Origin of the sequence: Lelliottia nimipressuralis, from assembly GCF_004402045.1 — a bacterium.
Lineage (GTDB): Bacteria > Pseudomonadota > Gammaproteobacteria > Enterobacterales > Enterobacteriaceae > Enterobacter > Enterobacter chinensis.
In genome coordinates this window covers 1-26164 of record NZ_SOMG01000007.1, presented here as the reverse complement: position 1 = coordinate 26164, position 26164 = coordinate 1, and the positions used below count along the sequence as shown (strand labels likewise).

Here is a 26164-nt window from a genome sequence, read left to right as displayed (position 1 = left end):
GTTGTGACTCTGATCCACCCAATCGCGATGGACGACGGTCTGCGTTTCGCAATCCGTGAAGGCGGCCGTACCGTTGGCGCGGGCGTTGTTGCTAAAGTTCTGAGCTAAGTATTAGCCCTGAATAAAAAAGGACGCTTCGGCGTCCTTTTTTGTTTTCTGCCGCTAAGGATTTGTCACAAAATTTCGCATTTTTTGCCTGCTCCCGCCCCGTATTCCGGCGCTTGTGCTATTGTAATCATAACCATTCTCACTTACACTTTGCGCATATTTTGAACGGGAGTCTCTATGTACGTTTGTTTATGTAATGGTGTAAGCGACAAGAAAATACGTCAGGCCGTTCGCCAGTTTCAGCCTCAGTCATTCCAGCAGCTTCGCAAGTTTGTTCCGGTGGGAAATCAATGCGGTAAATGTGTACGTGCTGCACGAGAGATTATGCAGGATGAATTGATGCAGATCCCGGAATACAAAGAGATCGCGTAAGCACCATCTTTTTTTTGACATCCCTGTAGCCCGATCTACGCTTCAATGAGTGGAAGCGGAGGGACTATATAATGAAAGGTGATGTTAAAATCATAAGTTATCTCAATAAATTATTGGGAAATGAGCTTGTCGCAATCAACCAGTACTTTCTTCACGCGAGAATGTTCAAAAACTGGGGACTTAAACGCTTAAACGACGTTGAGTACCATGAATCGATCGATGAAATGAAACACGCTGATAAATATATCGAGCGTATTTTATTCCTTGAAGGCATTCCTAACCTGCAGGATCTCGGTAAGCTGGGTATCGGAGAAGATGTCGAAGAGATGCTGCGTTCCGACCTTAGGCTGGAACTTGAAGGCGCTAAAGATCTCAGAGAAGCCATTGCCTATGCTGACAGCGTACATGACTACGTCAGCCGCGATATGATGATCCAGATCCTGGCCGATGAAGAAGGCCATATTGACTGGCTGGAAACAGAGCTGGATCTCATTGCTAAGATCGGCCTTCAGAACTACCTTCAGTCGCAGATTAAAGTGGAAGAGTAATCAGCGTCTTCCAGCCTACGCATAAACCCGCTGCTGCCAGAAATGGCCCAAAAGGCAGTGGGTTTTTTAATGCCTGTCTTTCAGGGGTAGTTAAAGAAAAAATAAAGAGGTACAGCAGTGCCATCAGAGTAGCAACTGATACCAGGAGCGGTAATTCGCACCAGCCATACCAGGCCCCCAGCGCCGACAGATACTTTACGTCGCCATAGCCCAACCCTTCATGCCTGAAGATAAATCGATAGCCCCAGTAAATCATCGCGAAACTGATATATCCCGCCATCGCGCCGGCCACCGCACCAGTAAGAGAATCCGGATGGAGGCAAAGCTGAAAGAGCAGTCCGGTCCACAATAATGGACAGACATATTTATCCGGAAGCATGCCGGCACGAATATCTTCGCGCACCAGTAAACCTGTCAGAACAAAATAGGCCAAAAGAAAAGGGAGTAAAGTCAGCATGCTCAAATCCTTAAACACCGTTTGGGCGAATAGTCTTCGCATCACAGATGTCCGGCAATGTGCAAAAACGGAATTTGCGTGAGGGTTCCCCTGGAAAGGATGAGAACGGAGAGGTTGCTGTAAATAGTGGAATGGCTTACGCAGAATGCACCGTCAGCGCTTAATTTCTAAACGTCACTTGCGTCTTGCCCAGATTTACGTATAATGCGCGGGCTTGTCGTAATTGACGGCGGGTTCAATCAGAACCAGAGTAGCTCATTTTGTTACTCAACAATGCTCCCAATTGGGGGGCTACGTAAGAACGGTTACACTCTCCCATCAATCGTAATGGGTTTGAGGAGTAATCATTTTCGTTTATAAAATAATTGGAGCTCTGGTCTCATGCAGAACCAAAGAATCCGTATCCGCCTTAAAGCGTTTGATCATCGTCTGATCGATCAATCAACCGCGGAAATCGTCGAGACTGCTAAGCGCACTGGTGCGCAAGTCCGTGGTCCGATCCCGCTGCCGACCCGCAAAGAGCGCTTCACCGTTCTGATTTCTCCGCACGTTAACAAAGACGCGCGTGATCAGTACGAAATCCGCACTCACAAGCGTCTGGTTGACATCGTTGAGCCAACTGAGAAAACCGTTGATGCTCTGATGCGTCTGGATCTGGCTGCCGGTGTAGACGTGCAGATCAGCCTGGGTTAATCAGGTCATCGAGCGATTGAGAGGTTGATACAATGATTGGTTTAGTCGGTAAAAAAGTGGGCATGACCCGCATCTTCACTGAAGATGGCGTTTCAATCCCAGTAACCGTAATCGAAGTTGAAGCAAACCGCGTTACTCAGGTTAAAGATCTGGCTAACGATGGCTACCGCGCTGTTCAGGTGACCACTGGTGCTAAAAAAGCTAACCGTGTAACCAAACCAGAAGCGGGTCACTTCGCTAAAGCTGGCGTAGAAGCTGGCCGTGGTCTGTGGGAATTCCGTCTTGCTGAAGGCGAAGAGTTCACCGTAGGTCAGGACATTAGCGTTGAGCTGTTTGCTGACGTTAAAAAAGTTGACGTAACCGGTACCTCTAAAGGTAAAGGTTTTGCTGGTACCGTTAAGCGCTGGAACTTCCGTACCCAGGACGCTACCCACGGTAACTCCTTGTCTCACCGCGTTCCGGGTTCTATCGGTCAGAACCAGACTCCGGGCAAAGTGTTCAAAGGCAAGAAAATGGCAGGTCAGCTGGGTAACGAACGTGTGACCGTTCAGAGCCTGGACGTAGTACGTGTTGACGCTGAGCGCAACCTGCTGCTGGTTAAAGGTGCAGTTCCGGGTGCAACCGGTAGCGACCTGATCGTTAAACCAGCTGTGAAGGCGTAAGGGGATAGCAATGGAATTAGTATTGAAAGACGCGCAGAGCGCGCTGACTGTTTCCGAAACTACCTTCGGTCGTGATTTCAACGAAGCGCTGGTTCACCAGGTTGTTGTTGCTTATGCAGCTGGTGCTCGTCAGGGTACTCGTGCTCAGAAGACTCGTGCTGAAGTAACTGGTTCTGGCAAAAAGCCATGGCGCCAGAAAGGTACCGGCCGTGCGCGTTCAGGTTCTATCAAGAGCCCGATCTGGCGTTCAGGTGGCGTGACCTTCGCTGCGCGTCCACAGGACCACAGTCAAAAAGTTAACAAAAAGATGTACCGCGGCGCGCTGAAAAGCATTCTGTCCGAACTGGTACGTCAGGATCGTCTGATCGTTGTCGAATCATTCTCTGTAGAAGCGCCTAAAACTAAGCTGCTGGCACAGAAACTGAAAGACATGGCTCTGGAAGATGTGCTGATCATCACCGGTGAGCTGGACGAGAACCTGTTCCTGGCCGCACGTAACCTGCACAAGGTTGACGTACGCGATGCAACTGGTATCGACCCGGTTAGCCTGATCGCCTTCGACAAAGTCGTAATGACTGCTGATGCTGTTAAGCAAGTTGAGGAGATGCTGGCATGATTCGTGAAGAACGTCTGCTGAAGGTGCTTCGCGCACCGCACGTTTCTGAAAAAGCGTCTACTGCGATGGAAAAAACAAACACCATCGTTCTCAAAGTTGCTAAAGACGCGACCAAAGCAGAGATCAAAGCTGCTGTGCAGAAACTGTTTGAAGTCGAAGTCGAAGTCGTTAACACCCTGGTTGTTAAAGGGAAAGTTAAACGTCACGGACAGCGTATCGGTCGTCGTAGCGACTGGAAAAAAGCTTACGTCACCCTGAAAGAAGGCCAGAATCTGGACTTCGTTGGCGGCGCTGAGTAAGTCGGAGGAGTAATACAATGGCAGTTGTTAAATGTAAACCGACATCTCCGGGTCGTCGCCACGTTGTTAAAGTGGTTAACCCTGAGCTGCACAAGGGCAAACCTTTTGCTCCGTTGCTGGAAAAAAACAGCAAATCCGGTGGTCGTAACAACAATGGCCGTATCACCACTCGTCACATCGGTGGTGGCCACAAGCAGGCTTATCGTATTGTTGACTTCAAACGCAACAAAGACGGTATCCCAGCAGTTGTTGAACGTCTTGAGTACGATCCGAACCGTTCCGCGAACATCGCGCTGGTTCTGTACAAAGACGGCGAGCGCCGTTACATCCTGGCCCCTAAAGGCCTGAAAGCTGGCGACCAGATTCAATCTGGCGTTGATGCTGCAATCAAAGCAGGCAACACCCTGCCGATGCGCAATATCCCGGTTGGTTCTACCGTTCATAACGTAGAAATGAAACCAGGTAAAGGCGGTCAGCTGGCGCGTTCTGCTGGTACTTACGTTCAGATCGTTGCTCGTGATGGTGCTTATGTCACCCTGCGTCTGCGTTCTGGTGAAATGCGTAAAGTCGAAGCAGACTGCCGCGCTACTCTGGGCGAAGTTGGCAATGCTGAGCATATGCTGCGCGTTCTGGGTAAAGCAGGTGCTGCACGCTGGCGTGGTGTTCGTCCTACCGTTCGCGGTACTGCGATGAACCCAGTCGATCACCCACATGGTGGTGGTGAAGGTCGTAACTTTGGTAAGCACCCGGTAACTCCGTGGGGCGTTCAGACCAAAGGTAAGAAGACCCGCAGCAACAAGCGTACTGATAAATTTATCGTACGTCGCCGTAGCAAATAATTTTAGAGGATAAGCCATGCCACGTTCTCTCAAGAAAGGTCCTTTTATTGACCTGCACTTGCTGAAGAAGGTAGAGAAAGCGGTGGAAAGCGGAGACAAGAAGCCCCTGCGCACTTGGTCCCGTCGTTCAACGATCTTTCCTAACATGATCGGTTTGACCATCGCTGTCCATAATGGTCGTCAGCACGTTCCAGTCTTTGTTACCGACGAAATGGTTGGTCACAAACTGGGTGAATTCGCACCGACTCGTACTTATCGCGGCCACGCTGCTGATAAAAAAGCGAAGAAGAAATAAGGTAGGAGGAAGAGATGGAAACTTTAGCTCAACATCGCCATGCTCGTTCTTCTGCTCAGAAGGTTCGCCTTGTTGCTGACCTGATTCGCGGTAAGAAAGTGTCGCAGGCCCTGGACATCCTGACCTATACCAACAAGAAAGCTGCGGTATTGGTCAAGAAAGTACTGGAATCTGCCATTGCTAACGCTGAACACAACGATGGCGCTGACATCGACGATCTGAAAGTCGCGAAAATTTTCGTAGATGAAGGCCCAAGCATGAAGCGCATTATGCCGCGTGCGAAAGGTCGTGCAGATCGCATCCTGAAGCGCACCAGCCACATTACTGTGGTTGTGTCCGATCGCTGAGACTCTGGAGACTAGCAATGGGTCAGAAAGTACATCCTAATGGTATTCGCCTGGGTATTGTAAAACCATGGAACTCAACCTGGTTTGCGAACACCAAAGAATTCGCTGACAACCTGGACAGCGATTTTAAAGTACGTCAGTACCTGACTAAGGAACTGGCTAAAGCGTCTGTATCTCGTATCGTTATCGAGCGTCCAGCTAAGAGCATTCGTGTGACTATTCACACTGCTCGCCCTGGCATCGTTATCGGTAAGAAAGGCGAAGACGTAGAAAAACTGCGCAAGGTCGTAGCGGATATCGCTGGCGTTCCTGCACAGATCAATATCGCTGAAGTTCGTAAGCCTGAACTGGACGCTAAATTGGTTGCTGACAGCATCACTTCTCAGCTGGAACGTCGTGTTATGTTCCGTCGTGCTATGAAGCGTGCTGTACAGAACGCAATGCGTCTGGGCGCTAAAGGTATCAAAGTTGAAGTTAGCGGCCGTCTGGGCGGCGCGGAAATCGCACGTACCGAATGGTACCGCGAAGGTCGCGTACCGCTGCACACTCTGCGTGCTGACATTGACTACAACACCTCTGAAGCGCACACCACTTACGGTGTAATCGGCGTTAAGGTATGGATCTTCAAAGGTGAGATCCTGGGTGGTATGGCTGCTGTTGAACAACCGGAAAAACCGGCTGCTCAACCTAAAAAGCAGCAGCGTAAAGGCCGTAAATAAGGAGCGTCGCTGATGTTACAACCAAAGCGTACAAAATTCCGTAAAGTGCACAAAGGCCGCAACCGTGGTCTGGCGCAGGGTACGGATGTTAGCTTCGGCACTTTCGGTCTGAAAGCTGTTGGCCGTGGTCGTCTGACTGCACGTCAGATCGAAGCAGCACGTCGTGCAATGACCCGTGCAGTTAAGCGTCAAGGTAAGATCTGGATCCGTGTATTCCCGGACAAACCGATCACCGAGAAGCCGCTGGAAGTTCGTATGGGTAAAGGTAAAGGTAACGTGGAGTACTGGGTTGCCTTGATCCAACCGGGCAAAGTCCTTTATGAAATGGACGGTGTTCCGGAAGAGCTGGCCCGTGAAGCCTTCGGCCTGGCAGCAGCGAAACTGCCTATCAAAACCACCTTTGTAACTAAGACGGTGATGTAATGAAAGCAAAAGAGCTGCGTGAAAAAAGCGTTGAAGAGCTGAACGCTGAGCTGCTGAACCTGCTGCGTGAGCAGTTCAACCTGCGTATGCAGGCTGCAAGTGGCCAGCTGCAACAGACTCACCTGCTGAAGCAAGTGCGTCGCAATGTTGCACGCGTTAAGACTTTACTGACTCAGAAGGCGGGTGCGTAATGACCGATAAAATCCGTACTCTGCAAGGTCGTGTTGTTAGCGACAAAATGGAGAAATCCATTGTTGTTGCTATCGAACGTATTGTGAAACACCCGATCTACGGTAAATTCATCAAGCGTACGACCAAACTGCACGTACATGACGAGAACAACGAATGTGGTATCGGCGACAAGGTTGAAATCCGTGAATGCCGTCCACTGTCCAAGACTAAGTCCTGGACGCTGGTTCGCGTTGTAGAGAAAGCGGTTCTGTAATACAGTACGCCTTCTCAATACGAATAAACGGCTCAGCGATGAGCCGTTTATTTTTTCTACCCATATTGCAGAAGCGGTGTTATAATGCCGCGCCCTCGATATGGGGCTTTTTAACGGCTCTGATTTTAGAGTCTCAGGTAGTAGTTGACATTAGCGGAGCACTAAAATGATCCAAGAACAGACTATGCTGAACGTCGCCGACAACTCCGGTGCACGTCGCGTAATGTGTATCAAGGTTCTGGGTGGCTCGCACCGTCGCTACGCAGGCGTAGGCGACATCATCAAGATCACCATCAAGGAAGCAATTCCACGTGGTAAGGTCAAAAAAGGTGATGTGCTGAAGGCGGTAGTGGTGCGCACCAAGAAGGGTGTTCGTCGCCCTGACGGTTCTGTCATTCGCTTCGATGGTAATGCATGCGTTATTTTAAACAATAACAGCGAGCAGCCTATCGGCACGCGTATCTTTGGGCCGGTAACTCGTGAGCTTCGTACTGAGAAGTTCATGAAAATTATCTCTCTGGCACCAGAAGTACTCTAAGGAGCGAATCATGGCAGCGAAAATCCGTCGTGATGACGAAGTTATCGTGTTAACCGGTAAAGATAAAGGTAAACGCGGTAAAGTAAAAAATGTTCTGTCTTCCGGCAAACTCGTCGTTGAAGGTATCAACCTGGTTAAGAAACATCAGAAGCCGGTTCCGGCCCTGAACCAACCAGGCGGCATCGTTGAAAAAGAAGCTGCTATTCAGGTTTCTAACGTTGCAATCTTCAATGCGGCTACCGGCAAGGCTGACCGTGTAGGCTTTAGATTCGAAGACGGCAAAAAAGTCCGTTTCTTCAAGTCTAACAGCGAAACTATCAAGTAATTTGGAGTAGTACGATGGCGAAACTGCATGATTACTACAAAGACGAAGTAGTTAACAAACTCATGACTGAGTTTAACTACAATTCTGTCATGCAAGTCCCTCGGGTCGAGAAGATCACCCTGAACATGGGTGTTGGTGAAGCGATCGCTGACAAGAAACTGCTGGATAACGCAGCAGCTGACCTGACAGCAATCTCCGGTCAAAAACCGCTGATCACCAAAGCACGCAAATCTGTTGCAGGCTTCAAAATCCGTCAGGGCTATCCGATCGGCTGTAAAGTAACTCTGCGTGGCGAACGCATGTGGGAGTTCTTTGAGCGTCTGATCACTATTGCTGTTCCACGTATCCGTGACTTCCGTGGCTTGTCCGCTAAGTCTTTCGACGGTCGTGGTAACTACAGCATGGGTGTCCGTGAGCAGATCATCTTCCCAGAAATCGACTACGATAAAGTCGACCGCGTGCGTGGTTTGGATATTACCATTACCACTACTGCGAAATCTGACGAAGAAGGCCGTGCTCTGCTGGCTGCCTTTGACTTCCCGTTCCGCAAGTAAGGTAGGGTTACTGAATGGCTAAGCAATCAATGAAAGCACGCGAAGTAAAGCGCGTAGCTTTAGCTGATAAATTCTTCGCTAAACGCGCTGAACTGAAAGCGATCATTTCTGATGTGAACGCTTCCGACGAAGATCGTTGGAATGCGGTTCTCAAGCTGCAGTCTCTGCCGCGTGATTCCAGCCCGTCTCGTCAGCGTAACCGCTGTCGTCAAACAGGTCGTCCACATGGTTATGTGGGCAAGTTTGGGTTGAGCCGTATCAAACTGCGTGAAGCCGCTATGCGCGGTGAAGTGCCAGGCTTGAAAAAGGCTAGCTGGTAATTACCAATTGAATCACGGGAGTAAAGACAGATGAGCATGCAAGATCCGATCGCGGATATGCTGACCCGTATCCGTAACGGTCAGGCCGCGAACAAAGTTGCGGTCACCATGCCTTCCGCCAAGCTGAAAGTGGCAATTGCCAACGTGCTGAAGGAAGAAGGTTTTATCGAAGATTTTAAAGTTGAAGGCGACACCAAGCCGGAACTGGAACTTACTCTCAAGTATTTCCAGGGTAAAGCTGTTGTAGAAAGCATTCAGCGTGTCAGCCGCCCAGGTCTGCGCATCTATAAGAAAAAAGATGAGCTGCCAAAAGTTATGGCTGGTCTTGGTATCGCAGTTGTTTCTACCTCTAAAGGTGTTATGACTGATCGTGCAGCGCGCCAGGCTGGTCTTGGTGGCGAAATTATCTGCTACGTAGCCTAATCGGAGGAAAGAATGTCTCGTGTTGCTAAAGCACCGGTCGTTATTCCTGCCGGCGTTGATGTAAAAATCGACGGTCAGGTTATTACGATCAAAGGTAAAAACGGCGAGCTGACTCGTACCCTCAACAAAGCTGTTGAAGTTAAACATGCAGATAACGCTCTGACCTTCGGTCCACGTGATGGTTTCGTGGATGGATGGGCTCAGGCTGGTACCGCGCGTGCCCTGCTGAACTCAATGGTTGTTGGTGTTACCGAAGGCTTCACTAAAAAGCTTCAACTGGTTGGTGTAGGTTATCGTGCAGCTATCAAAGGGAATGCAGTAGGCCTGTCTCTGGGCTTCTCACACCCTGTTGAGCATCCGCTGCCGGCCGGTATCACTGCAGAATGTCCGACTCAAACTGAAATCGTGCTGAAAGGCGCTGATAAACAGCTGATCGGTCAGGTTGCAGCAGATCTGCGCGCCTACCGTCGTCCTGAGCCTTATAAAGGCAAGGGTGTTCGTTACGCCGACGAAGTCGTGCGTACCAAAGAGGCTAAGAAGAAGTAAGGTAACACTATGGATAAGAAATCTGCTCGTATCCGTCGTGCGACCCGCGCACGCCGCAAGCTCAAAGAGCTGGGTGCAACTCGCCTGGTGGTACATCGTACCCCGCGTCATATTTACGCACAGGTAATTGCACCGAACGGTTCTGAAGTTCTGGTAGCTGCTTCTACTGTAGAAAAAGCTATCTCAGAACAATTGAAGTACACCGGTAACAAAGACGCCGCTGCAGCTGTAGGTAAAGCTGTTGCTGAACGCGCTCTGGAAAAAGGCATCAGCAATGTTTCCTTTGACCGTTCCGGGTTCCAATATCATGGTCGTGTCCAGGCACTGGCAGATGCTGCCCGTGAAGCTGGCCTTCAGTTCTAAGGTAGAGGTGTAAGATGGCTCACATCGAAAAACAGGCTGGCGAACTGCAGGAAAAGCTGATCGCGGTAAACCGCGTATCTAAAACCGTTAAAGGTGGTCGTATTTTCTCCTTCACAGCTCTGACTGTAGTTGGTGATGGTAACGGTCGCGTTGGTTTTGGTTACGGTAAAGCGCGTGAAGTTCCAGCAGCGATCCAGAAAGCGATGGAAAAAGCCCGTCGCAATATGATTAACGTCGCGCTGAACAACGGCACCCTGCAGCACCCAGTTAAAGGTGTTCACACGGGTTCTCGTGTATTCATGCAGCCAGCTTCAGAAGGTACCGGTATCATCGCCGGTGGTGCAATGCGCGCCGTTCTGGAAGTTGCTGGGGTTCATAACGTTCTGGCCAAAGCATATGGTTCCACCAACCCGATTAACGTGGTTCGTGCAACTATTGATGGCCTGGAAAATATGAATTCTCCAGAAATGGTCGCTGCCAAGCGTGGTAAATCCGTTGAAGAAATTCTGGGGTAATTGACCATGGCAAAGACTATTAAAATCACTCAAACCCGCAGTGCAATCGGTCGTCTGCCGAAACACAAGGCAACGCTGCTTGGCCTGGGTCTGCGTCGTATTGGTCATACCGTTGAGCGCGAGGATACTCCTGCTGTTCGTGGTATGGTCAACGCGGTTTACTTCATGGTTAAAGTTGAGGAGTAAGAGATGCGTTTAAATACTCTGTCTCCGGCCGAAGGCTCTAAAAAGGCGGGTAAACGCCTGGGTCGTGGTATCGGTTCTGGCCTCGGCAAAACCGGTGGTCGTGGTCACAAAGGTCAGAACTCTCGTTCTGGCGGTGGCGTACGTCGCGGTTTCGAGGGTGGCCAGATGCCACTGTACCGTCGTCTGCCGAAGTTCGGCTTCACCTCTCGCAAAGCAGCGATCACAGCGGAAATCCGTCTGTCTGACCTGGCGAAAGTTGAAGGCGGCGTTGTAGACCTGAACACGCTGAAAGCAGCTAACATTATCGGTATCCAGATCGAGTTCGCGAAAGTGATCCTGGCTGGTGAAGTTTCTACTCCGGTAACTGTTCGTGGCCTGCGTGTTACTAAAGGTGCTCGTGCTGCTATCGAAGCTGCTGGCGGTAAAATTGAGGAATAAGTAGCAGATGGCTAAGCAACCGGGATTAGATTTTCAAAGTGCCAAAGGTGGATTTGGCGAGCTGAAACGCAGACTGCTGTTTGTTATCGGCGCGCTGATTGTGTTCCGTGTTGGCTCTTTTATTCCGATCCCTGGTATCGATGCCGCTGTACTTGCCAAACTGCTTGAGCAACAGCGAGGCACCATCATTGAAATGTTCAACATGTTCTCTGGTGGTGCTCTCAGCCGTGCTTCTATCTTCGCATTGGGTATTATGCCGTACATCTCGGCATCTATTATTATCCAGCTGCTGACGGTCGTTCATCCGGCCCTTGCAGAGTTGAAGAAAGAAGGGGAGTCTGGACGTCGTAAGATTAGCCAGTACACCCGTTACGGCACTCTGGTGCTGGCAATATTCCAGTCGATCGGTATTGCTACCGGTCTTCCGAATATGCCTGGTATGCAGGGCCTGGTGTTAAACCCGGGCTTTGCATTCTATTTCACCGCTGTTGTAAGTCTGGTCACAGGGACAATGTTCCTGATGTGGCTCGGCGAACAGATTACTGAACGAGGTATCGGCAACGGTATCTCAATCATTATCTTCGCCGGTATTGTTGCGGGCCTCCCGCCAGCCATCGCCCATACTATCGAGCAAGCGCGTCAAGGCGACCTGCACTTCCTCCTGTTGCTGTTGGTTGCAGTATTAGTATTTGCAGTGACGTTCTTTGTTGTCTTCGTTGAACGTGGTCAACGCCGCATTGTGGTGAACTACGCTAAGCGTCAGCAAGGTCGTCGTGTCTATGCTGCACAGAGCACACATTTACCGCTGAAAGTGAATATGGCGGGGGTAATCCCGGCAATCTTCGCTTCCAGTATTATTCTGTTCCCGGCAACCATCGCGTCATGGTTCGGGGGCGGTACTGGTTGGAACTGGCTGACAACAATTTCGCTGTATTTGCAGCCTGGGCAACCACTTTATGTGTTACTCTATGCGTCTGCGATCATCTTCTTCTGTTTCTTCTACACGGCGTTGGTCTTCAACCCGCGTGAAACAGCAGATAACCTGAAGAAGTCCGGTGCATTTGTACCAGGAATTCGTCCGGGAGAGCAAACGGCGAAGTATATCGATAAAGTAATGACCCGCCTGACTTTGGTTGGTGCGCTCTATATTACTTTTATCTGCCTGATCCCGGAGTTCATGCGTGATGCAATGAAAGTACCGTTCTACTTCGGTGGGACCTCACTGCTTATCGTTGTTGTCGTGATTATGGACTTTATGGCTCAAGTGCAAACTCTGATGATGTCCAGTCAGTATGAGTCTGCATTGAAGAAGGCGAACCTGAAAGGCTACGGCCGCTAAATGGTCGTCTGAGAAGTTACGGAGAGTAAAAATGAAAGTTCGTGCTTCCGTCAAGAAATTATGCCGTAACTGCAAAATCGTTAAGCGTGATGGTGTCATCCGTGTGATTTGCAGTGCCGAGCCGAAGCATAAACAGCGCCAAGGCTGATTATTTCGCATATTTTTCTTGCAAAGTTGGGTTGAGCTGGCTAGATTAGCCAGCCAATCTTTTGTATGTCTGTACGTTTCCATTTGAGTATCCTGAAAACGGGCTTTTCAGCATGGTGCGTACATATTAAATAGTAGGAGTGCATAGTGGCCCGTATAGCAGGCATTAACATTCCTGATCAGAAACATGCTGTGATCGCATTAACTTCGATCTACGGCGTCGGCAAGACCCGTTCTAAAGCCATTCTGGCTGCAGCGGGTATCGCTGAAGATGTTAAGATCAGTGAGCTGTCTGAAGAACAAATCGACACGCTGCGTGACGAAGTTGCCAAATTTGTCGTTGAAGGTGATCTGCGCCGTGAAATCAGCATGAGCATCAAGCGCCTGATGGATCTTGGTTGCTATCGCGGTTTGCGTCATCGTCGTGGTCTGCCAGTGCGCGGTCAGCGTACTAAGACCAACGCACGTACCCGTAAGGGTCCGCGCAAACCGATCAAGAAATAATCGGGGTGATTGAATAATGGCAAAGGCACCAGTTCGTGCACGTAAACGTGTAAGAAAACAAGTCTCTGACGGCGTGGCTCATATCCATGCTTCTTTCAACAACACCATCGTTACTATTACTGATCGTCAGGGTAACGCATTGGGTTGGGCAACAGCCGGTGGTTCCGGTTTCCGTGGTTCTCGCAAATCCACTCCGTTCGCAGCTCAGGTTGCAGCAGAGCGTTGCGCTGAAGCCGTAAAAGAATACGGCATCAAGAATCTGGAAGTTATGGTTAAAGGTCCGGGTCCGGGTCGTGAATCTACTGTTCGCGCTCTGAACGCCGCTGGTTTCCGCATCACTAATATTACTGATGTGACTCCGATCCCTCATAACGGTTGTCGTCCGCCGAAAAAACGTCGCGTATAACGCTCGTTTTTTAGGTTAGTTGGAGATAGAAAATGGCAAGATATTTGGGTCCTAAGCTCAAGCTGAGCCGTCGTGAGGGCACCGACTTATTCCTTAAGTCTGGCGTTCGCGCGATCGATACCAAGTGTAAAATTGAACAAGCTCCTGGCCAGCACGGTGCGCGTAAACCGCGTCTGTCTGACTATGGTGTGCAGTTGCGTGAAAAGCAAAAAGTTCGCCGTATGTACGGTGTGCTGGAGCGTCAGTTCCGTAACTACTATAAAGAAGCAGCACGTCTGAAAGGCAACACAGGTGAAAACCTGCTGGCTCTGCTGGAAGGTCGTCTGGACAACGTTGTATACCGTATGGGCTTCGGCGCTACTCGTGCTGAATCACGTCAGCTGGTTAGCCACAAAGCAATCATGGTAAACGGTCGTGTTGTTAACATCGCTTCTTATCAGGTTAAAGCGAATGACGTTGTTAGCATTCGTGAGAAAGCGAAAAAGCAATCTCGCGTGAAGGCCGCTCTGGAGCTGGCTGAGCAGCGTGAAAAGCCAACCTGGCTGGAAGTTGATGCTGGCAAGATGGAAGGTACGTTCAAGCGTCAGCCAGAACGTTCTGATCTGTCTGCGGACATTAACGAACACCTGATCGTCGAGCTTTACTCCAAGTAAAGCTTAGTACCAAAGAGAGGACACAATGCAGGGTTCTGTGACAGAGTTTCTAAAACCGCGCCTGGTAGATATCGAGCAAGTGAGTTCGACGCACGCCAAGGTGACCCTTGAGCCTTTAGAGCGTGGCTTTGGCCATACTCTGGGTAACGCACTGCGCCGTATTCTGCTCTCATCGATGCCGGGTTGCGCGGTGACCGAGGTTGAGATTGATGGTGTACTTCATGAGTACAGCACCAAAGAAGGCGTTCAGGAAGATATCCTTGAAATCCTGCTCAACCTGAAAGGGCTGGCGGTGAGAGTTCAGGGTAAAGATGAAGTTATTCTTACTCTGAATAAATCTGGCATTGGCCCTGTGACTGCAGCCGACATCACCCACGACGGTGATGTTGAAATCGTCAAGCCGCAGCACGTGATCTGCCACCTGACCGATGAGAACGCAGCTATTAGCATGCGTATCAAAGTTCAGCGCGGTCGTGGTTATGTGCCGGCTTCTGCCCGAATTCATTCGGAAGAAGATGAGCGCCCAATCGGCCGTCTGCTGGTCGACGCATGCTATAGCCCTGTAGAGCGTATTGCCTACAATGTTGAAGCAGCGCGTGTAGAACAGCGTACCGACCTGGACAAGCTGGTCATCGAAATGGAAACCAATGGCACAATCGATCCTGAAGAGGCGATTCGTCGTGCGGCAACCATCCTGGCAGAACAACTGGAAGCTTTCGTTGACTTACGTGATGTACGTCAGCCGGAAGTGAAAGAAGAGAAACCAGAATTCGATCCGATCCTGCTGCGCCCTGTTGACGATCTCGAATTGACTGTCCGCTCTGCTAACTGCCTCAAGGCAGAAGCTATCCACTATATCGGTGATCTGGTACAGCGTACCGAGGTTGAGTTGCTGAAAACGCCGAACCTGGGTAAAAAATCTCTTACTGAGATTAAAGACGTGCTGGCTTCACGTGGTCTGTCTCTGGGCATGCGCCTGGAAAACTGGCCACCAGCAAGCATTGCTGACGAGTAACCGGATCACAGGTTAAGGTTTTACTGAGAAGGATAAGGTCATGCGCCATCGTAAGAGTGGTCGTCAACTGAACCGCAACAGCAGCCATCGCCAGGCTATGTTCCGCAACATGGCAGGTTCACTGGTTCGTCATGAGATCATCAAGACGACCCTGCCTAAAGCGAAAGAGCTGCGTCGCGTAGTTGAGCCGCTGATTACTCTTGCCAAGACTGACAGCGTTGCTAATCGTCGTCTGGCATTCGCCCGTACTCGTGATAACGAGATCGTGGCAAAACTGTTTAACGAACTGGGCCCGCGTTTCGCGAGCCGTGCCGGTGGTTACACTCGTATTCTGAAGTGTGGTTTCCGTGCAGGCGACAACGCGCCGATGGCTTACATCGAGCTGGTTGATCGTTCAGAGAAAGCAGAAGCTGCTGCAGAGTAATCTGCAGTAACGTAAAAAAACCCGCTCCGGCGGGTTTTTTTATATCCGCGATCCCCCCACTTCTCTACAATGTCTGTATCAATTCTGTTCATCCCCTGGAGCCGGTAATGTGGTTGCTCGATCAGTGGGCAGAACGCCATATTCGCGATGCCCAAAAGAAAGGCGAATTCGACGATCTCCCGGGAAGCGGAGAACCTCTTGTACTTGACGATGATTCGCACATCGCACCGGAATTACGGGCTGGATACCGTTTACTGAAAAATGCAGGCTGTCTTCCTCCGGAACTTGAACATCGAAGAGAGGCTGTTGAACTGGCCGATCTTCTCAAAGGGATCCGTCAGGACGATCCTCGACACGCTGAACTTAGTCGCCAGCTCGCCCTGCTTGAACTCAAGCTGCGACAGGCAGGAATGAACACCGAGTTTCTGCACGGGGAATACAGTGAAAGATTGATACAGAAGATAAACGAGGAATAGTTATGTACCGTATCGGTGAACTTGCAAAGCTCGCGAACGTCACGCCGGATACCATCCGATATTACGAAAAGCAGCAAATGATCGATCATGAAGTTCGTACTGAAGGTGGATTTCGCCTTTATACCGATAATGATCTTCAACGTCTGCGGTTTATTCGTTATGCACGGCAGCTCGGTTTTACACTGGACTCGATCCGCGAGTTGTTATCGATTCGCATCGATCCGGAACATCATACCTGTCAGGAATCTAAGAGCATTGTGCAGGCCCGGCTTGGTGAAGTTGAAGCGCGCATTCAGGAACTGCAAACCATGCAGCGCTCTTTGCAAAGGCTGAATGATGCCTGCTGCGGGACGGCCCACAGCAGTATTTACTGTTCAATTCTCGAAGCCCTTGAACAGGGAGCGAGTGGAGAAAAACAGGGTTGTTGATTTTTAGTTCATCCGGGTCTAGACTCCCGTCGTCATAAACCCTGCTCTGGAGACATTATGAGCCGCTATCAGCACACGAAAGGACAAATTAAGGATAATGCCATTGAGGCGTTACTTCACGACCCGTTATTTAGACAGCGCGTTGAGAAAAATAAAAAAGGGAAAGGAAGTTATCTGCGTAAAGACAAGCATGAAAAACGGGGTAACTGGGAGGCCAGTGGCAAACAAGCGAATCGCTTATTTACCACTGGCCTTCCTGCTTTAAGCTGTTGATTATACGCGGTTGTTCTGCTCTTTTAACAGATCGCGAATCTCACTCAGCAGCACTTCTTCTTTTGTTGGTGCAGGTGCTGCAGCCGGCTCTTCTTTTTTACGGTTGAGCCTGTTGATCAGCTTGATAGCCATAAAAATGGCAAACGCCACAATCACGAAATCAAATACGTTCTGAATAAATACGCCGTAGTGCATCACGACTGCCGGGACATCGCCCTGTGCTTCACGCAACGTGAAGGCGAATTGTTTAAAATCAATACCCCCAATTAACAACCCTAAAGGCGGCATGATAATGTCGGCGACTAATGATGAAACAATCTTGCCGAATGCTGCACCAATAATGACACCCACTGCCAAATCAACAACGTTCCCGCGCATCGCAAATTCGCGAAATTCTTTAATAAAACTCATTCTTCTCTCCTTGTGCCAGCTGACGACTATAAGTTTAACAAATGATTAGCCATTTGCCATTCGGGATAATTAAACGTTATGAAAAATAAAAGGCACAGAAATGAAAAGGATAAAGTTCGGGTGCGTTTTTTCAGGCACCCGATACATTAAAGGAAGAATGGACTTGGCTGGAATAAACGTTCAACGTCGGTAATAAACTTTTTATCGGTAAGGAACATAATAACGTGATCGCCTTGCTCAATACGTAAATTATCATTGGCAATCATGACATCATTTCCGCGCACAACGGCGCCGATAATTGTGCCTGGTGGCAGCTTAATTTCGTCGATCGAACGGCCCACAACGCGAGAAGTGGTTTCATCCCCGTGAGCAACAGCTTCAATGGCTTCCGCGACACCTCGACGAAGCGATGACACTCCAACAATATCTGCTTTACGGACATGACTCAGGAGGGCGGAAATCGTCGCCTGCTGAGGCGAAATGGCAATATCAATAACGCTGCCCTGGACCAGATCGACATACGCCTTGCGCTGGATAAGCACCATGACCTTCTTTGCTCCCATACGCTTGGCGAGCATGGCGGACATAATATTCGCCTCGTCGTCGTTGGTGACAGCAATAAAAAGATCAACTTGATCAATATGCTCTTCAGCCAGCAATTCCTGATCTGACGCATCGCCATAAAATACGATCGTATTTTGCAGTTTTTCCGCCAGTTCAGCAGCACGCTGTTGATCGCGCTCGATCAGTTTCACGCTGTAGTCTTTTTCCAGCCGATGCGCCAGACCTGCCCCAATATTGCCACCGCCGACCAGCATAATGCGTTTATAGGGTTTTTCGAGACGCTGAAGTTCACTCATCACCGCACGGATATGCTGTGAGGCTGCAATAAAGAATACCTCATCACCTGCTTCCACAATTGTGGAGCCTTGCGGGCGAATGGGTCTGTCGTGACGGAAGATGGCCGCGACGCGCGTATCGATATGCGGCATATGCTCGCGCATCGTGGAAAGCGCATTGCCGATCAATGGCCCACCGTAATAGGCCTTGACGACTGCCAGGCTCACTTTACCTTCGGCAAAGTTTACTACCTGCAGGGCGCCCGGATATTCGATCAGGCGATAGATACTGTCGATAACCAGTTGCTCTGGCGCGATGAGATGATCAATAGGGACCGCTTCTGAATTAAACAGCTTCTCAGCATCGCGGACATAGTCCGGAGAGCGGATGCGTGCGATTCGGTTTGGCGTGTTGAAAAGCGAGTAGGCCACCTGACAGGCCACCATATTGGTTTCGTCAGAACTTGTCACCGCAACCAGCATGTCGGCATCGTCGGCGCCCGCCTCACGAAGAACGCGTGGGTGCGAACCATGCCCCTGCACAACGCGCAGGTCAAATTTATCCTGTAAAACACGCAGGCGATCGCCGTTGGTATCAACAATTGTAATGTCGTTGTTTTCGCCAACCAGGTTTTCGGCCAGCGTTCCGCCAACCTGTCCTGCACCCAGAATGATAATCTTCATATCTCGTGACCTGTTCTCAACATCACTCTTTGATTAGCTTAGCGTAAAAGAAGCCATCACCCTCTTCTGCACCGGGCAGGTTCTGCTGACCCGGGGATTCAGGCGTTCCCGTATCACGCAGTGCCGCGTCCGGGGTACGTTTAAGGAAGGCCAAAATTTGCTGGCTGTTTTCTTCCGGAAGTATGGAGCAGGTTGCATAGACCAGTGTTCCGCCTGGTTTTAGATGTGGCCAAATGGCGTCGAGAATGTCGGATTGCAGTTGGGCAAGTTCCTTAATATCACGATCGCGGCGTAGCCACTTGATATCCGGATGACGACGAATAACACCGGTTGCAGAGCAGGGGGCATCCAGCAAAATGCGGTCGAATTGTGTTTCACCACACCATTCTGCGGGTTTGCGTCCATCGCCTTGCTTAACCTGTGCCTTCATGCCCAGACGCTTAAGGTTGTCGTAGACGCGTGATAGACGTTGTTCATCAACGTCCACCGCCATCACGCTGGCCTGCGGAGCCACTTCAAGAATATGCGTTGTTTTGCCACCAGGCGCAGCGCAGAGATCGAGGATCTGCTCACCGTTTTTAGGTTCAAGCCAGGTCATGCAACCCTGGGCAGAGGCATCCTGTACGGTTACCCAGCCTTCATCAAAACCGGGTAATGCGTGCACCGGTGCAGGCGATGCTAAACGCACGGCATCAGGATATGCGTCATGGGTGAAGCCGCTCATTCCAGCCTCTTCAAGCAAGGCCAGCCATGCATCGCGAGAATGATGATTACGATTCACGCGTAACCACATCGGTGGACGTTGATTATTGGCTTCGGCAATATTTTGCCACTGTTGTGGCCAGGCTTTTTTCAGGCGCTTCAGCAGCCAATCCGGGTGCAGGAAACGTGTTTCGCTTTGGGCAAATTCAGCCAGAAGCTCTTCCTGCTGTCGCTGGAACTGACGCAGTACGCCGTTGATCAGCCCTTTCAGCTGGGGGCGTTTAATCGCAACGGCACCTTCCACAGTTTCTGCCAGCGCGGCATGAGGTGGGATGCGGGTATGAAGAAGCTGATAAAAACCCACCATAATCAAATAATGTACGGTGCGCTGCTTGCCTGTCATTGGGCGTGACATTAGCTTATTAATCAACCACTCAAGCTGAGAGAGTGTGCGCAGGACGCCAAAGCAGAGCTCCTGAAGCAGGGCTTTGTCTTTATCAGAGACTTTTTGTTGCAGTGGAGGCAGGACATTACTCAATGACTGACCCTGCTCGATAACCTGCTCAACGGCCTGAGCCGCCATACTACGTAGATTTTGTTTTTTCATAACCGTAAAAATAAAAATGCCCGGAAACACCGGGCCTTAAGAATAAATTTGTTCAGGCAAGGCGATTGCCCGGGATAAACCATTCGCGACGGGAATTTAACAGATCCTGAGCGCTCATGGCTTTCTTACCTGCCGGTTGTAGCGATTCAAGATTCAGAATTCCTTGCGCAGTCGCCACCTGGATACCATTCTTGCTGGCATCAATAATCGTACCGGGTTCAGCTGTGGTATTACAGCTAATGACGGAGGCCTTCCAGACTTTCACTGGCTGCTCATCAATCTCCAACCAGCTCATCGGCCACGGATTAAAGGCGCGAATACAGCGTTCAAGTTGGGCAGCTGACAGAGACCAGTCGATCCTCGCTTCTTCTTTGCTCAGTTTTTCGGCATAAGTCACCCGCGCATCATCCTGAACTTCCGGTTTCGCCGTATTGTCAGCAAGCTGCTGAAGCGTTTCGATAAGTCCTTGCGGACCGAGGTCTGCCAGTTTGTCATACAGCGTGGCGCTGGTATCGTCTGACGTAATGGGACAGGCCAGTTTATACAGCATGTCGCCGGTGTCTAAACCTACATCCATCTTCATGATGGTGACGCCTGTTTCAGCATCACCTGCCCACAGAGAGCGCTGGATAGGTGCTGCACCACGCCAGCGCGGGAGCAGAGACCCATGCACATTGATGCAACCCAGGCGAGGCATATCAAGCACAGCTTTTGGCAGAATTAAACCGTAAGCCACCACCACCATCACATCGGCATTCAGGTCAGCAACCAGCTGCTGATTTTCCTGTGGACGCAACGATGCGGGCTGGAAAACGGGTAGACCATGCTCTTCTGCCAACACCTTTACCGGGCTCGGCATCAGTTTTTTACCGCGACCTGCCGGACGGTCCGGCTGGGTAAAGACGCCAACAACCTGGTGACCAGAAGATAACAGCGCGTCAAGATGACGCGCTGCAAAATCAGGGGTTCCCGCGAAGATAATACGTAGTGTTTTAGACACGATGATCCTTGTATCCGGGGGGACGTTATGCGCGAGAACGCAAACGATCCAGTTTCTCTACTTTCTGACGAATACGCTGCTGTTTCAGCGGCGAGAGATAATCGATAAACAGTTTACCGACCAGGTGATCCATCTCATGCTGAATACAAATTGCCAGCAGATCGTCTGCTTCCAGTTCGAACGGATTACCGTCACGATCCAGGGCACGAATTTTCACTTTTTCGGCACGCGGCACTAAAGCACGCTGCTCAGGAATGGACAGACAACCTTCCTCAATCCCGGTTTCGCCACTCTTTTCGAGCAACTCAGGGTTGATCAGTACCAGGCGGCCATCGCGATTTTCAGAAACATCGATCACGATAATACGCTTGTGAATGTCCACCTGCGTCGCCGCCAGGCCAATGCCTTCTTCGGCGTACATGGTATCGAACATATCATCAACGATACGCTGGATTTCTGCATTCACTTCTTTGACCGGTTCAGCGACGATGCGAAGGCGCTCGTCCGGAATATGTAACACTTGCAAAACTGCCATAAATTTCCAGAGTCGTGTTCAGGAGTTGATAAGAATACACTCTCTATTCTAGACAAAACCCCCATCGATTGACAGCATCAGTGACCAATCGCAATGATTGCGCAGGCCGCTTATGGCAGGGGAAAGGATGACGTCTACCGAGATATGGCTACGGCTAATACACACAGGTTCTCTGTATGGTGATGCAATGCTCGAAGCGGCTGCACAGCTGCAGAAGCGGGAAAGCATCGATGCTCTCGTCGTCAGAAACGCCGGGCTGACAGTAAAGCAGGCTGAACGGTTTTTTGCGCCAGATGAAAGTGAACTGGAACGTAGCCTTATATGGCTTGAGCAGCCGGGAAATCATTTATTGACGGCTAATCATCCGCTTTATCCCCCTTTACTCCGCGCGATTCCTGATTATCCCGGGGCGTTATTCATAAAAGGCAACCTTGAGACGCTTAATGCTGTCCAACTGGCGGTCGTCGGTAGCCGTGCGCCGTCATGGTACGGCGAGCGATGGGGAAAGATTCTCTGCGAACAACTTTCGCAAAGTGGTTTCACGATTACCAGCGGGCTGGCCTGCGGTATTGACGGTGTAGCCCACAGCGCGGCGCTGTCAGTAAAAGGGCGAAGTGTTGCGGTACTGGGGAACGGTCTTTTTAGCATTTATCCCCGCCGACATCAGGCATTAGCTATGCGGATTATCGAGTCTGACGGTGCGATAGTGTCTGAGTTTCCCCTTTCTGCACAGCCCAGGCCAGCAAACTTTCCGCGTCGTAATCGAATTATCAGCGGTCTTAGTCAGGGCGTGCTGGTGGTTGAAGCGGCGCGGCGAAGCGGTTCGCTGGTCACAGCACGATGCGCGCTCGAACAGGGGCGAGAAGTTTTCGCCTTGCCTGGCCCGATAGGTAACCCCGGATGCGAGGGACCGCACTGGCTGATTAAGCAAGGGGCAACACCGGTAACGGAAGTCGGGGACATTCTTGAAAATTTGCAATATGGGCTGCAATGGCTGCAGGAAGATCCCGAAAAGCGACTTTATTCATCAGATCAGGAAAAGGTGGCATTGCCATTTCCCAAGCTCCTGGCTAACGTAGGAGATGAGGTAACACCTGTTGACGTTGTCGCTGAACGTGCCGGCCAACCTGTGCCAGTAACGGTAGCACAGCTACTTGAACTGGAGTTAGCAGGGTGGATCGCAGCTGTACCCGGCGGCTATGTCCGATTAAGGAGGGCATGCCATGTTCGACGTACTGATGTATTTGTTTGAGACTTACATCCATAACGAAGCAGAAATGCGAGTGGATCAGGACAAATTGACACGGGATCTTACCGAAGCAGGATTTGAGCGGGAAGATATTTACAATGCGTTGATGTGGTTGGAAAAACTGGCTGATTATCAGGAAGGCCTCGCCGAACCGATGCAGCTTGCTTCTGACCCATTGTCAGTACGCATTTATACCGCTGAAGAGTGTGAAAGGCTGGACGCCAGCTGCCGGGGGTTCATTTTATTCCTTGAGCAGATTCAGGTGCTAAACCTCGAAACGAGAGAAATGGTGATAGAGCGCGTCATGGCGCTGGATACAGCAGAATTTGAACTGGAAGATCTCAAGTGGGTGATCCTGATGGTTCTGTTTAATATCCCGGGCTGTGAAAATGCCTATCAGCAAATGGAAGAATTACTCTTTGAAGTGAATGAAGGTATGCTGCATTAATTCAATGTGCAGCACCAAGAGTTGTTATGGCCAAATCAGCACTATTCACGGTGCATAAAAACGAGCCCTGCCCGCAGTGCGGGGCTGAACTTGTTATTCGGTCCGGGAAACACGGCCCGTTTCTCGGTTGTTCACACTATCCGGAATGTGATTATGTTCGTCCTCTGAAAAGCCAGGCGGATGGACATATCGTTAAAATTCTGGAGGGGCAGCTTTGTCCTCTCTGCGGTGGCGAATTAGCGCTGCGCCAGGGACGTTTCGGCATGTTTATTGGATGTAGCCGTTATCCAGAATGTGAACATACGGAACAAATTGATAAGCCAGATGAAACGGCTATTGCCTGTCCTCAGTGTCAGCGCGGGCAACTGGTACAGCGTCGATCTCGTTTTGGTAAGACCTTCCATTCCTGCGATCGCTACCCTGATTGCCAGTTTGTTATCAATTTTAAACCGGTAGCGGGAACCTGCCCTCAATGCAATTATCCGCTACTCATAGAGAAGAAAACCGCGCAAGGTATGAAACGCTTCTGCGCCAGTAAACAATGTGGAAAGCCGGTTACGGCGGATCAAAATAGTGAATAATAACCTGCCATCAGGCTCTATTGCGCATGCAGTGGACGTACTGAAAAATGAAGAAGTCATCGCCTATCCAACTGAAGCTGTTTTTGGGGTCGGTTGCGATCCTGACAGCGAGACGGCTGTGAGCCGCCTGCTTACTTTAAAACAAAGACCCGTCGAGAAAGGGCTGATTTTGATCGCTGCGAATTATGAGCAGCTTAAACCCTATATAGATGACTCTATGCTGACGCCGGCGCAGCGCGAGACTATCTTCTCCGCATGGCCTGGGCCGGTGACCTTCGTCTTCCCGGCGCAGCCGACAACGCCACGCTGGTTAACCGGACGCTTTAATACCCTCGCCGTTCGCGTAACTGACCACCCGCTGGTCGTAGAGCTTTGCCTCGCATATGGCAAACCGCTGGTTTCAACCAGCGCCAACCTGACCGGATTGCCACCTTGCCGGACAACCGAAGAAGTACTGGCACAGTTCGGGAAAGACTTCCCTGTTGCTGTCGGTGAAACGGGAGGGCGCCTGAATCCGTCCGAAATTCGTGACGCTCTGACCGGCGAACGTTTTCGCCAGGGATAATCTCATGGAAACCTATGCTGTTTTTGGTAATCCGATTGCGCACAGCAAATCACCGTTGATCCATCAGCAATTTGCGAAGCAGCTGCAGATAAATCATCCCTACGGTCGCGTACTGGCACCAGTGGATGCATTTGTTGCAACGCTGGAGGCTTTTTTCGCCGCGGGCGGTAAAGGCGCGAATGTGACGGTACCTTTTAAAGAGGAAGCTTTCGAACGTGCGGATGAGCTGACCGAGCGCGCTTCACTTGCTGGTGCAGTAAATACTTTAAAACGGCTTGAGGATGGTCGTCTTCTGGGTGACAACACCGACGGAATTGGTTTACTTAGCGATCTGGAAAGACTCTCCTTTATCAAGCCCGGATTCCGGGTCCTGCTGATTGGTGCGGGTGGTGCATCGCGGGGAGTGCTGTTGCCTCTGCTTTCGCTGGACTGTGCGGTAACCATTACCAACAGAACCTTTTCCCGGGCAGAAGCGCTGGCGGCGTTGTTTGCACATACCGGCAGCGTGAGTGCGGTTGCGCTTGAGGATCTTGCCGGGCGTGAATTCGATCTTGTCATCAATGCCACGTCCAGCGGCATCAATGGCGAGATCCCGGCAATCCCCGCTTCGCTGGTAAGCGCTCATATGTACTTCTATGACATGTTTTATCAGAAAGGGAAGACTCCTTTTCTGAACTGGTGTGAACAACACGGTGCGAAACATATAGCCGATGGACTGGGAATGCTGGTGGGTCAGGCTGCGCATGCGGTGTTGCTCTGGCATGGTGTGTTGCCTGCAGTCGAGCCGGTCATTGAAAAGTTAAAGCAGGAGCTTTCGGCGTGAATCAGGCTATTCACTTCCCGGACAGAGAGAACTGGGATGAGAGTAAACAAGCAGTCTGTTTCCCGGTGCTGGTGCAGGGTATGCAACTTACCTGTGCCATTTCGGGGGAAACACTGTTGCGTCGTTTTGGCGGTTCTGAACCGATAAAGGCATTTTGTGAAAATCGCTGGGATCTGGAAGAAGAAGCCAGCGATTTAATCCGTGAACAGCAGGAGGACGATCAGGGCTGGGTTTGGTTGTCCTGATTCAGATAGTCATTCTTCCATTTAACGTAGTTGTTCGCTGAGTATTTTAATCCTTCGATCTCTGCCTCCTTCAGGGGGCGGATCTGCTTTACCGGGCTTCCCAGATAGAGGTAGCCGCTCTCGAGTCTTTTGTTTTGCGGGACAAGGCTACCGGCACCAATCATTACGTCATCTTCTACTATGACACCATCAAGTAAAATCGACCCCATGCCAACGAGTACCCGGTTTCCGATAGTGCAGCCGTGAAGCATCACTTTATGACCGACGGTAACCTCTTCTCCAATGATGAGTGGATTACCTTCCGGATTATAAGAAGACTTGTGGGTAACATGCAGAACGCTACCGTCCTGAATATTGGTACGTGTGCCAATCGACACATAGTTAACATCTCCCCTGATGGCGACGAGCGGCCAGATGCTGACATCATCCGCCATACGGACATCACCAATGACCACGCTGCTGGCATCGATCATCACGCGATCGCCTTTTTGGGGGAACAGATCTTTATAAGGACGTAATACTGCGGGCATATCTACCTCTAAGGATGAGCGCTATACAGAAGACTTTGATCATATTATTGGATCGAGGCAAGGCAAAATACGTCAATATTTAAGCAAATCGGGCGGGATTTCAGCGAAAAGCGCGGAAAATCAACAGTCGGAAAAAAAGATCTAAAAAATACTTGTGCTAAAAATTGGGATCCCTATAATGCGCCTCCATCGACACGGCGGATGTGAATCACTTCACAAACAACCCGGTCGGTTGAAGAGAAAAAATCC

47 protein-coding genes are annotated in these 26164 nt (G+C 50.4%); 40 read left to right on the top strand and 7 right to left on the bottom strand.

Going from position 1 to position 26164, the window contains the following annotated elements; all coding sequences use genetic code 11:
* The 3 genes from E3U32_RS02610 to bfr form a co-directional block, all read left to right on the top strand.
* Window positions 1–108, top strand: a 108-nt coding sequence (locus E3U32_RS02610) for a hypothetical protein (RefSeq protein WP_072109227.1), incomplete at its 5' end; no start/stop codon positions are given.
* A gap of 177 nt (window positions 109–285) precedes the next feature.
* Window positions 286–480: a bacterioferritin-associated ferredoxin gene (bfd, locus tag E3U32_RS02605; protein WP_008503493.1), complete on the top strand. Its 195-nt coding sequence runs from the start codon at window positions 286–288 to the stop codon at window positions 478–480.
* Window positions 481–551: 71 nt separating this feature from the next.
* Window positions 552–1028 (top strand): bacterioferritin, encoded by a 477-nt coding sequence (bfr, locus tag E3U32_RS02600; RefSeq protein ID WP_008503492.1) that lies wholly within the window; start codon window positions 552–554, stop codon window positions 1026–1028.
* On the opposite strand, the gene E3U32_RS02595 is transcribed toward bfr, so the two are convergent.
* On the bottom strand, window positions 1012–1485 hold the full coding sequence (locus E3U32_RS02595) for a prepilin peptidase (RefSeq protein ID WP_134347533.1): 474 nt from the start codon (window positions 1483–1485) through the stop codon (window positions 1012–1014). The two genes, bfr and E3U32_RS02595, sit on opposite strands and share 17 nt — an antisense overlap.
* A 381-nt stretch (window positions 1486–1866) precedes the next feature.
* On the opposite strand from E3U32_RS02595, the gene rpsJ reads away from it, so the two are divergent.
* From rpsJ to E3U32_RS02440, 31 genes are all read left to right on the top strand, one after another.
* Window positions 1867–2178, top strand: coding sequence for a 30S ribosomal protein S10 (gene rpsJ / locus E3U32_RS02590; RefSeq protein WP_001181005.1), 312 nt, complete (start codon window positions 1867–1869; stop codon window positions 2176–2178).
* A 32-nt stretch (window positions 2179–2210) separates the two neighbouring features.
* Window positions 2211–2840, top strand: a complete 630-nt coding sequence (gene rplC, locus E3U32_RS02585) for a 50S ribosomal protein L3 (protein WP_006178923.1) — start codon at window positions 2211–2213, stop codon at window positions 2838–2840.
* Window positions 2841–2850: 10 nt separating this feature from the next.
* A complete protein-coding gene (rplD, locus tag E3U32_RS02580; RefSeq protein ID WP_003031119.1) occupies window positions 2851–3456 on the top strand; it encodes a 50S ribosomal protein L4 in 606 nt (201 codons plus the stop codon).
* Window positions 3453–3755 (top strand): 50S ribosomal protein L23, encoded by a 303-nt coding sequence (rplW, locus tag E3U32_RS02575; RefSeq protein ID WP_000617546.1) that lies wholly within the window; start codon window positions 3453–3455, stop codon window positions 3753–3755. Before rplD ends, rplW begins: the two co-directional genes overlap by 4 nt.
* Before the next feature lie 17 nt (window positions 3756–3772).
* Window positions 3773–4594, top strand: coding sequence for a 50S ribosomal protein L2 (gene rplB, locus E3U32_RS02570; RefSeq protein WP_000301859.1), 822 nt, complete (start codon window positions 3773–3775; stop codon window positions 4592–4594).
* Between the two features lie 16 nt (window positions 4595–4610).
* The gene (rpsS, locus tag E3U32_RS02565) at window positions 4611–4889 is read left to right on the top strand and encodes a 30S ribosomal protein S19 (RefSeq protein ID WP_001138117.1); all 279 of its coding nucleotides are present in this window, start codon (window positions 4611–4613) and stop codon (window positions 4887–4889) included.
* A 14-nt stretch (window positions 4890–4903) separates the two neighbouring features.
* The gene (gene rplV / locus E3U32_RS02560; protein WP_002919773.1) at window positions 4904–5236 is read left to right on the top strand and encodes a 50S ribosomal protein L22; all 333 of its coding nucleotides are present in this window, start codon (window positions 4904–4906) and stop codon (window positions 5234–5236) included.
* A gap of 17 nt (window positions 5237–5253) precedes the next feature.
* The gene (gene rpsC, locus E3U32_RS02555) at window positions 5254–5955 is read left to right on the top strand and encodes a 30S ribosomal protein S3 (RefSeq protein ID WP_000529945.1); all 702 of its coding nucleotides are present in this window, start codon (window positions 5254–5256) and stop codon (window positions 5953–5955) included.
* A 12-nt stretch (window positions 5956–5967) separates the two neighbouring features.
* Window positions 5968–6378 carry a 50S ribosomal protein L16 gene (rplP, locus tag E3U32_RS02550; protein WP_002919759.1) on the top strand — a complete coding sequence of 137 codons (411 nt, stop codon included), beginning with the start codon at window positions 5968–5970 and terminating at the stop codon, window positions 6376–6378.
* The gene (rpmC, locus tag E3U32_RS02545; protein ID WP_003863282.1) at window positions 6378–6569 is read left to right on the top strand and encodes a 50S ribosomal protein L29; all 192 of its coding nucleotides are present in this window, start codon (window positions 6378–6380) and stop codon (window positions 6567–6569) included. Before rplP ends, rpmC begins: the two co-directional genes overlap by 1 nt.
* Window positions 6569–6823 (top strand): 30S ribosomal protein S17, encoded by a 255-nt coding sequence (gene rpsQ / locus E3U32_RS02540; protein WP_008503489.1) that lies wholly within the window; start codon window positions 6569–6571, stop codon window positions 6821–6823. The genes rpmC and rpsQ overlap by 1 nt, the downstream gene beginning before the upstream one ends.
* Before the next feature lie 166 nt (window positions 6824–6989).
* Window positions 6990–7361, top strand: coding sequence for a 50S ribosomal protein L14 (rplN, locus tag E3U32_RS02535; protein WP_002919748.1), 372 nt, complete (start codon window positions 6990–6992; stop codon window positions 7359–7361).
* Between the two features lie 10 nt (window positions 7362–7371).
* The gene (gene rplX, locus E3U32_RS02530) at window positions 7372–7686 is read left to right on the top strand and encodes a 50S ribosomal protein L24 (protein WP_003863287.1); all 315 of its coding nucleotides are present in this window, start codon (window positions 7372–7374) and stop codon (window positions 7684–7686) included.
* A 14-nt stretch (window positions 7687–7700) separates the two neighbouring features.
* Entirely contained in the window at window positions 7701–8240 is a 540-nt protein-coding gene (gene rplE, locus E3U32_RS02525) for a 50S ribosomal protein L5 (protein ID WP_001096206.1), read from the top strand.
* Between the two features lie 14 nt (window positions 8241–8254).
* On the top strand, window positions 8255–8560 hold the full coding sequence (gene rpsN, locus E3U32_RS02520) for a 30S ribosomal protein S14 (RefSeq protein WP_003863291.1): 306 nt from the start codon (window positions 8255–8257) through the stop codon (window positions 8558–8560).
* Between the two features lie 30 nt (window positions 8561–8590).
* The gene (gene rpsH, locus E3U32_RS02515) at window positions 8591–8983 is read left to right on the top strand and encodes a 30S ribosomal protein S8 (RefSeq protein WP_006178918.1); all 393 of its coding nucleotides are present in this window, start codon (window positions 8591–8593) and stop codon (window positions 8981–8983) included.
* A 12-nt stretch (window positions 8984–8995) separates the two neighbouring features.
* Window positions 8996–9529 (top strand): 50S ribosomal protein L6, encoded by a 534-nt coding sequence (gene rplF / locus E3U32_RS02510; RefSeq protein ID WP_003863296.1) that lies wholly within the window; start codon window positions 8996–8998, stop codon window positions 9527–9529.
* Between the two features lie 9 nt (window positions 9530–9538).
* The gene (gene rplR, locus E3U32_RS02505; protein ID WP_003863297.1) at window positions 9539–9892 is read left to right on the top strand and encodes a 50S ribosomal protein L18; all 354 of its coding nucleotides are present in this window, start codon (window positions 9539–9541) and stop codon (window positions 9890–9892) included.
* Between the two features lie 14 nt (window positions 9893–9906).
* The gene (gene rpsE / locus E3U32_RS02500) at window positions 9907–10407 is read left to right on the top strand and encodes a 30S ribosomal protein S5 (RefSeq protein WP_003863299.1); all 501 of its coding nucleotides are present in this window, start codon (window positions 9907–9909) and stop codon (window positions 10405–10407) included.
* Window positions 10408–10413: 6 nt separating this feature from the next.
* Window positions 10414–10593 carry a 50S ribosomal protein L30 gene (gene rpmD / locus E3U32_RS02495; protein ID WP_003863301.1) on the top strand — a complete coding sequence of 60 codons (180 nt, stop codon included), beginning with the start codon at window positions 10414–10416 and terminating at the stop codon, window positions 10591–10593.
* Window positions 10594–10596: 3 nt separating this feature from the next.
* Window positions 10597–11031, top strand: coding sequence for a 50S ribosomal protein L15 (gene rplO / locus E3U32_RS02490; RefSeq protein ID WP_003863304.1), 435 nt, complete (start codon window positions 10597–10599; stop codon window positions 11029–11031).
* A 7-nt stretch (window positions 11032–11038) separates the two neighbouring features.
* Window positions 11039–12370, top strand: a complete 1332-nt coding sequence (gene secY, locus E3U32_RS02485) for a preprotein translocase subunit SecY (RefSeq protein ID WP_014171896.1) — start codon at window positions 11039–11041, stop codon at window positions 12368–12370.
* A 31-nt stretch (window positions 12371–12401) separates the two neighbouring features.
* On the top strand, window positions 12402–12518 hold the full coding sequence (gene rpmJ, locus E3U32_RS02480) for a 50S ribosomal protein L36 (protein ID WP_000868187.1): 117 nt from the start codon (window positions 12402–12404) through the stop codon (window positions 12516–12518).
* 146 nt (window positions 12519–12664) lie between these two features.
* The gene (gene rpsM, locus E3U32_RS02475) at window positions 12665–13021 is read left to right on the top strand and encodes a 30S ribosomal protein S13 (RefSeq protein ID WP_003863308.1); all 357 of its coding nucleotides are present in this window, start codon (window positions 12665–12667) and stop codon (window positions 13019–13021) included.
* 16 nt (window positions 13022–13037) lie between these two features.
* Window positions 13038–13427, top strand: coding sequence for a 30S ribosomal protein S11 (rpsK, locus tag E3U32_RS02470; protein ID WP_003863312.1), 390 nt, complete (start codon window positions 13038–13040; stop codon window positions 13425–13427).
* Window positions 13428–13459: 32 nt separating this feature from the next.
* On the top strand, window positions 13460–14080 hold the full coding sequence (rpsD, locus tag E3U32_RS02465) for a 30S ribosomal protein S4 (RefSeq protein ID WP_004868345.1): 621 nt from the start codon (window positions 13460–13462) through the stop codon (window positions 14078–14080).
* Window positions 14081–14105: 25 nt separating this feature from the next.
* Window positions 14106–15095, top strand: coding sequence for a DNA-directed RNA polymerase subunit alpha (locus E3U32_RS02460; protein WP_002919219.1), 990 nt, complete (start codon window positions 14106–14108; stop codon window positions 15093–15095).
* A 40-nt stretch (window positions 15096–15135) separates the two neighbouring features.
* Window positions 15136–15519 carry a 50S ribosomal protein L17 gene (gene rplQ / locus E3U32_RS02455; protein WP_001216368.1) on the top strand — a complete coding sequence of 128 codons (384 nt, stop codon included), beginning with the start codon at window positions 15136–15138 and terminating at the stop codon, window positions 15517–15519.
* Window positions 15520–15626: 107 nt separating this feature from the next.
* Window positions 15627–15995 carry a DUF1992 domain-containing protein gene (locus E3U32_RS02450; RefSeq protein WP_134347532.1) on the top strand — a complete coding sequence of 123 codons (369 nt, stop codon included), beginning with the start codon at window positions 15627–15629 and terminating at the stop codon, window positions 15993–15995.
* A gap of 2 nt (window positions 15996–15997) precedes the next feature.
* Window positions 15998–16423 carry a Zn(2+)-responsive transcriptional regulator gene (gene zntR, locus E3U32_RS02445; RefSeq protein ID WP_134347531.1) on the top strand — a complete coding sequence of 142 codons (426 nt, stop codon included), beginning with the start codon at window positions 15998–16000 and terminating at the stop codon, window positions 16421–16423.
* A gap of 57 nt (window positions 16424–16480) precedes the next feature.
* Window positions 16481–16696, top strand: coding sequence for an alternative ribosome-rescue factor A (locus tag E3U32_RS02440; protein WP_047345325.1), 216 nt, complete (start codon window positions 16481–16483; stop codon window positions 16694–16696).
* Here the strand turns inward: E3U32_RS02440 and mscL are convergent, their stop codons facing one another.
* The 5 genes from mscL to def all read right to left on the bottom strand — a co-directional run bounded on the left by mscL (window position 16697) and on the right by def (window position 21474).
* The gene (gene mscL / locus E3U32_RS02435) at window positions 16697–17107 is read right to left on the bottom strand and encodes a large-conductance mechanosensitive channel protein MscL (protein WP_023309449.1); all 411 of its coding nucleotides are present in this window, start codon (window positions 17105–17107) and stop codon (window positions 16697–16699) included.
* A 146-nt stretch (window positions 17108–17253) separates the two neighbouring features.
* Window positions 17254–18630 carry a Trk system potassium transporter TrkA gene (gene trkA / locus E3U32_RS02430; protein ID WP_047345326.1) on the bottom strand — a complete coding sequence of 459 codons (1377 nt, stop codon included), beginning with the start codon at window positions 18628–18630 and terminating at the stop codon, window positions 17254–17256.
* Window positions 18631–18652: 22 nt separating this feature from the next.
* Window positions 18653–19939: a 16S rRNA (cytosine(967)-C(5))-methyltransferase RsmB gene (gene rsmB / locus E3U32_RS02425; protein ID WP_134347530.1), complete on the bottom strand. Its 1287-nt coding sequence runs from the start codon at window positions 19937–19939 to the stop codon at window positions 18653–18655.
* Window positions 19940–19991: 52 nt separating this feature from the next.
* A complete protein-coding gene (fmt, locus tag E3U32_RS02420) occupies window positions 19992–20939 on the bottom strand; it encodes a methionyl-tRNA formyltransferase (protein WP_134347529.1) in 948 nt (315 codons plus the stop codon).
* A 25-nt stretch (window positions 20940–20964) separates the two neighbouring features.
* Entirely contained in the window at window positions 20965–21474 is a 510-nt protein-coding gene (gene def / locus E3U32_RS02415; RefSeq protein ID WP_008503479.1) for a peptide deformylase, read from the bottom strand.
* A 127-nt stretch (window positions 21475–21601) separates the two neighbouring features.
* Between def and dprA the strand changes: the two genes are divergently transcribed.
* Genes dprA through E3U32_RS02385 form a run of 6 tightly spaced genes read left to right on the top strand, consistent with a single transcriptional unit; the run spans window position 21602 to window position 25385 of the window.
* Window positions 21602–22726, top strand: coding sequence for a DNA-protecting protein DprA (dprA, locus tag E3U32_RS02410; protein WP_134347528.1), 1125 nt, complete (start codon window positions 21602–21604; stop codon window positions 22724–22726).
* Window positions 22698–23171: a DUF494 family protein Smg gene (gene smg / locus E3U32_RS02405; protein ID WP_134347527.1), complete on the top strand. Its 474-nt coding sequence runs from the start codon at window positions 22698–22700 to the stop codon at window positions 23169–23171. The genes dprA and smg overlap by 29 nt, the downstream gene beginning before the upstream one ends.
* 26 nt (window positions 23172–23197) lie before the next feature.
* Complete coding sequence (locus E3U32_RS02400) at window positions 23198–23752, top strand: DNA topoisomerase family protein (protein ID WP_134347526.1); 555 nt, start codon at window positions 23198–23200, stop codon at window positions 23750–23752.
* The gene (gene tsaC / locus E3U32_RS02395; RefSeq protein ID WP_134347525.1) at window positions 23745–24317 is read left to right on the top strand and encodes an L-threonylcarbamoyladenylate synthase type 1 TsaC; all 573 of its coding nucleotides are present in this window, start codon (window positions 23745–23747) and stop codon (window positions 24315–24317) included. The genes E3U32_RS02400 and tsaC overlap by 8 nt, the downstream gene beginning before the upstream one ends.
* A gap of 4 nt (window positions 24318–24321) precedes the next feature.
* Window positions 24322–25140 (top strand): shikimate dehydrogenase, encoded by an 819-nt coding sequence (gene aroE, locus E3U32_RS02390; protein WP_134347524.1) that lies wholly within the window; start codon window positions 24322–24324, stop codon window positions 25138–25140.
* Window positions 25137–25385 carry a DUF1488 domain-containing protein gene (locus E3U32_RS02385; protein WP_134347523.1) on the top strand — a complete coding sequence of 83 codons (249 nt, stop codon included), beginning with the start codon at window positions 25137–25139 and terminating at the stop codon, window positions 25383–25385. The genes aroE and E3U32_RS02385 overlap by 4 nt, the downstream gene beginning before the upstream one ends.
* Here E3U32_RS02385 and E3U32_RS02380 read toward each other — a convergent pair.
* Complete coding sequence (locus E3U32_RS02380; protein ID WP_134347522.1) at window positions 25361–25915, bottom strand: gamma carbonic anhydrase family protein; 555 nt, start codon at window positions 25913–25915, stop codon at window positions 25361–25363. The two genes, E3U32_RS02385 and E3U32_RS02380, sit on opposite strands and share 25 nt — an antisense overlap.
* Between the last annotated feature and the right edge of the window lie 249 nt (window positions 25916–26164).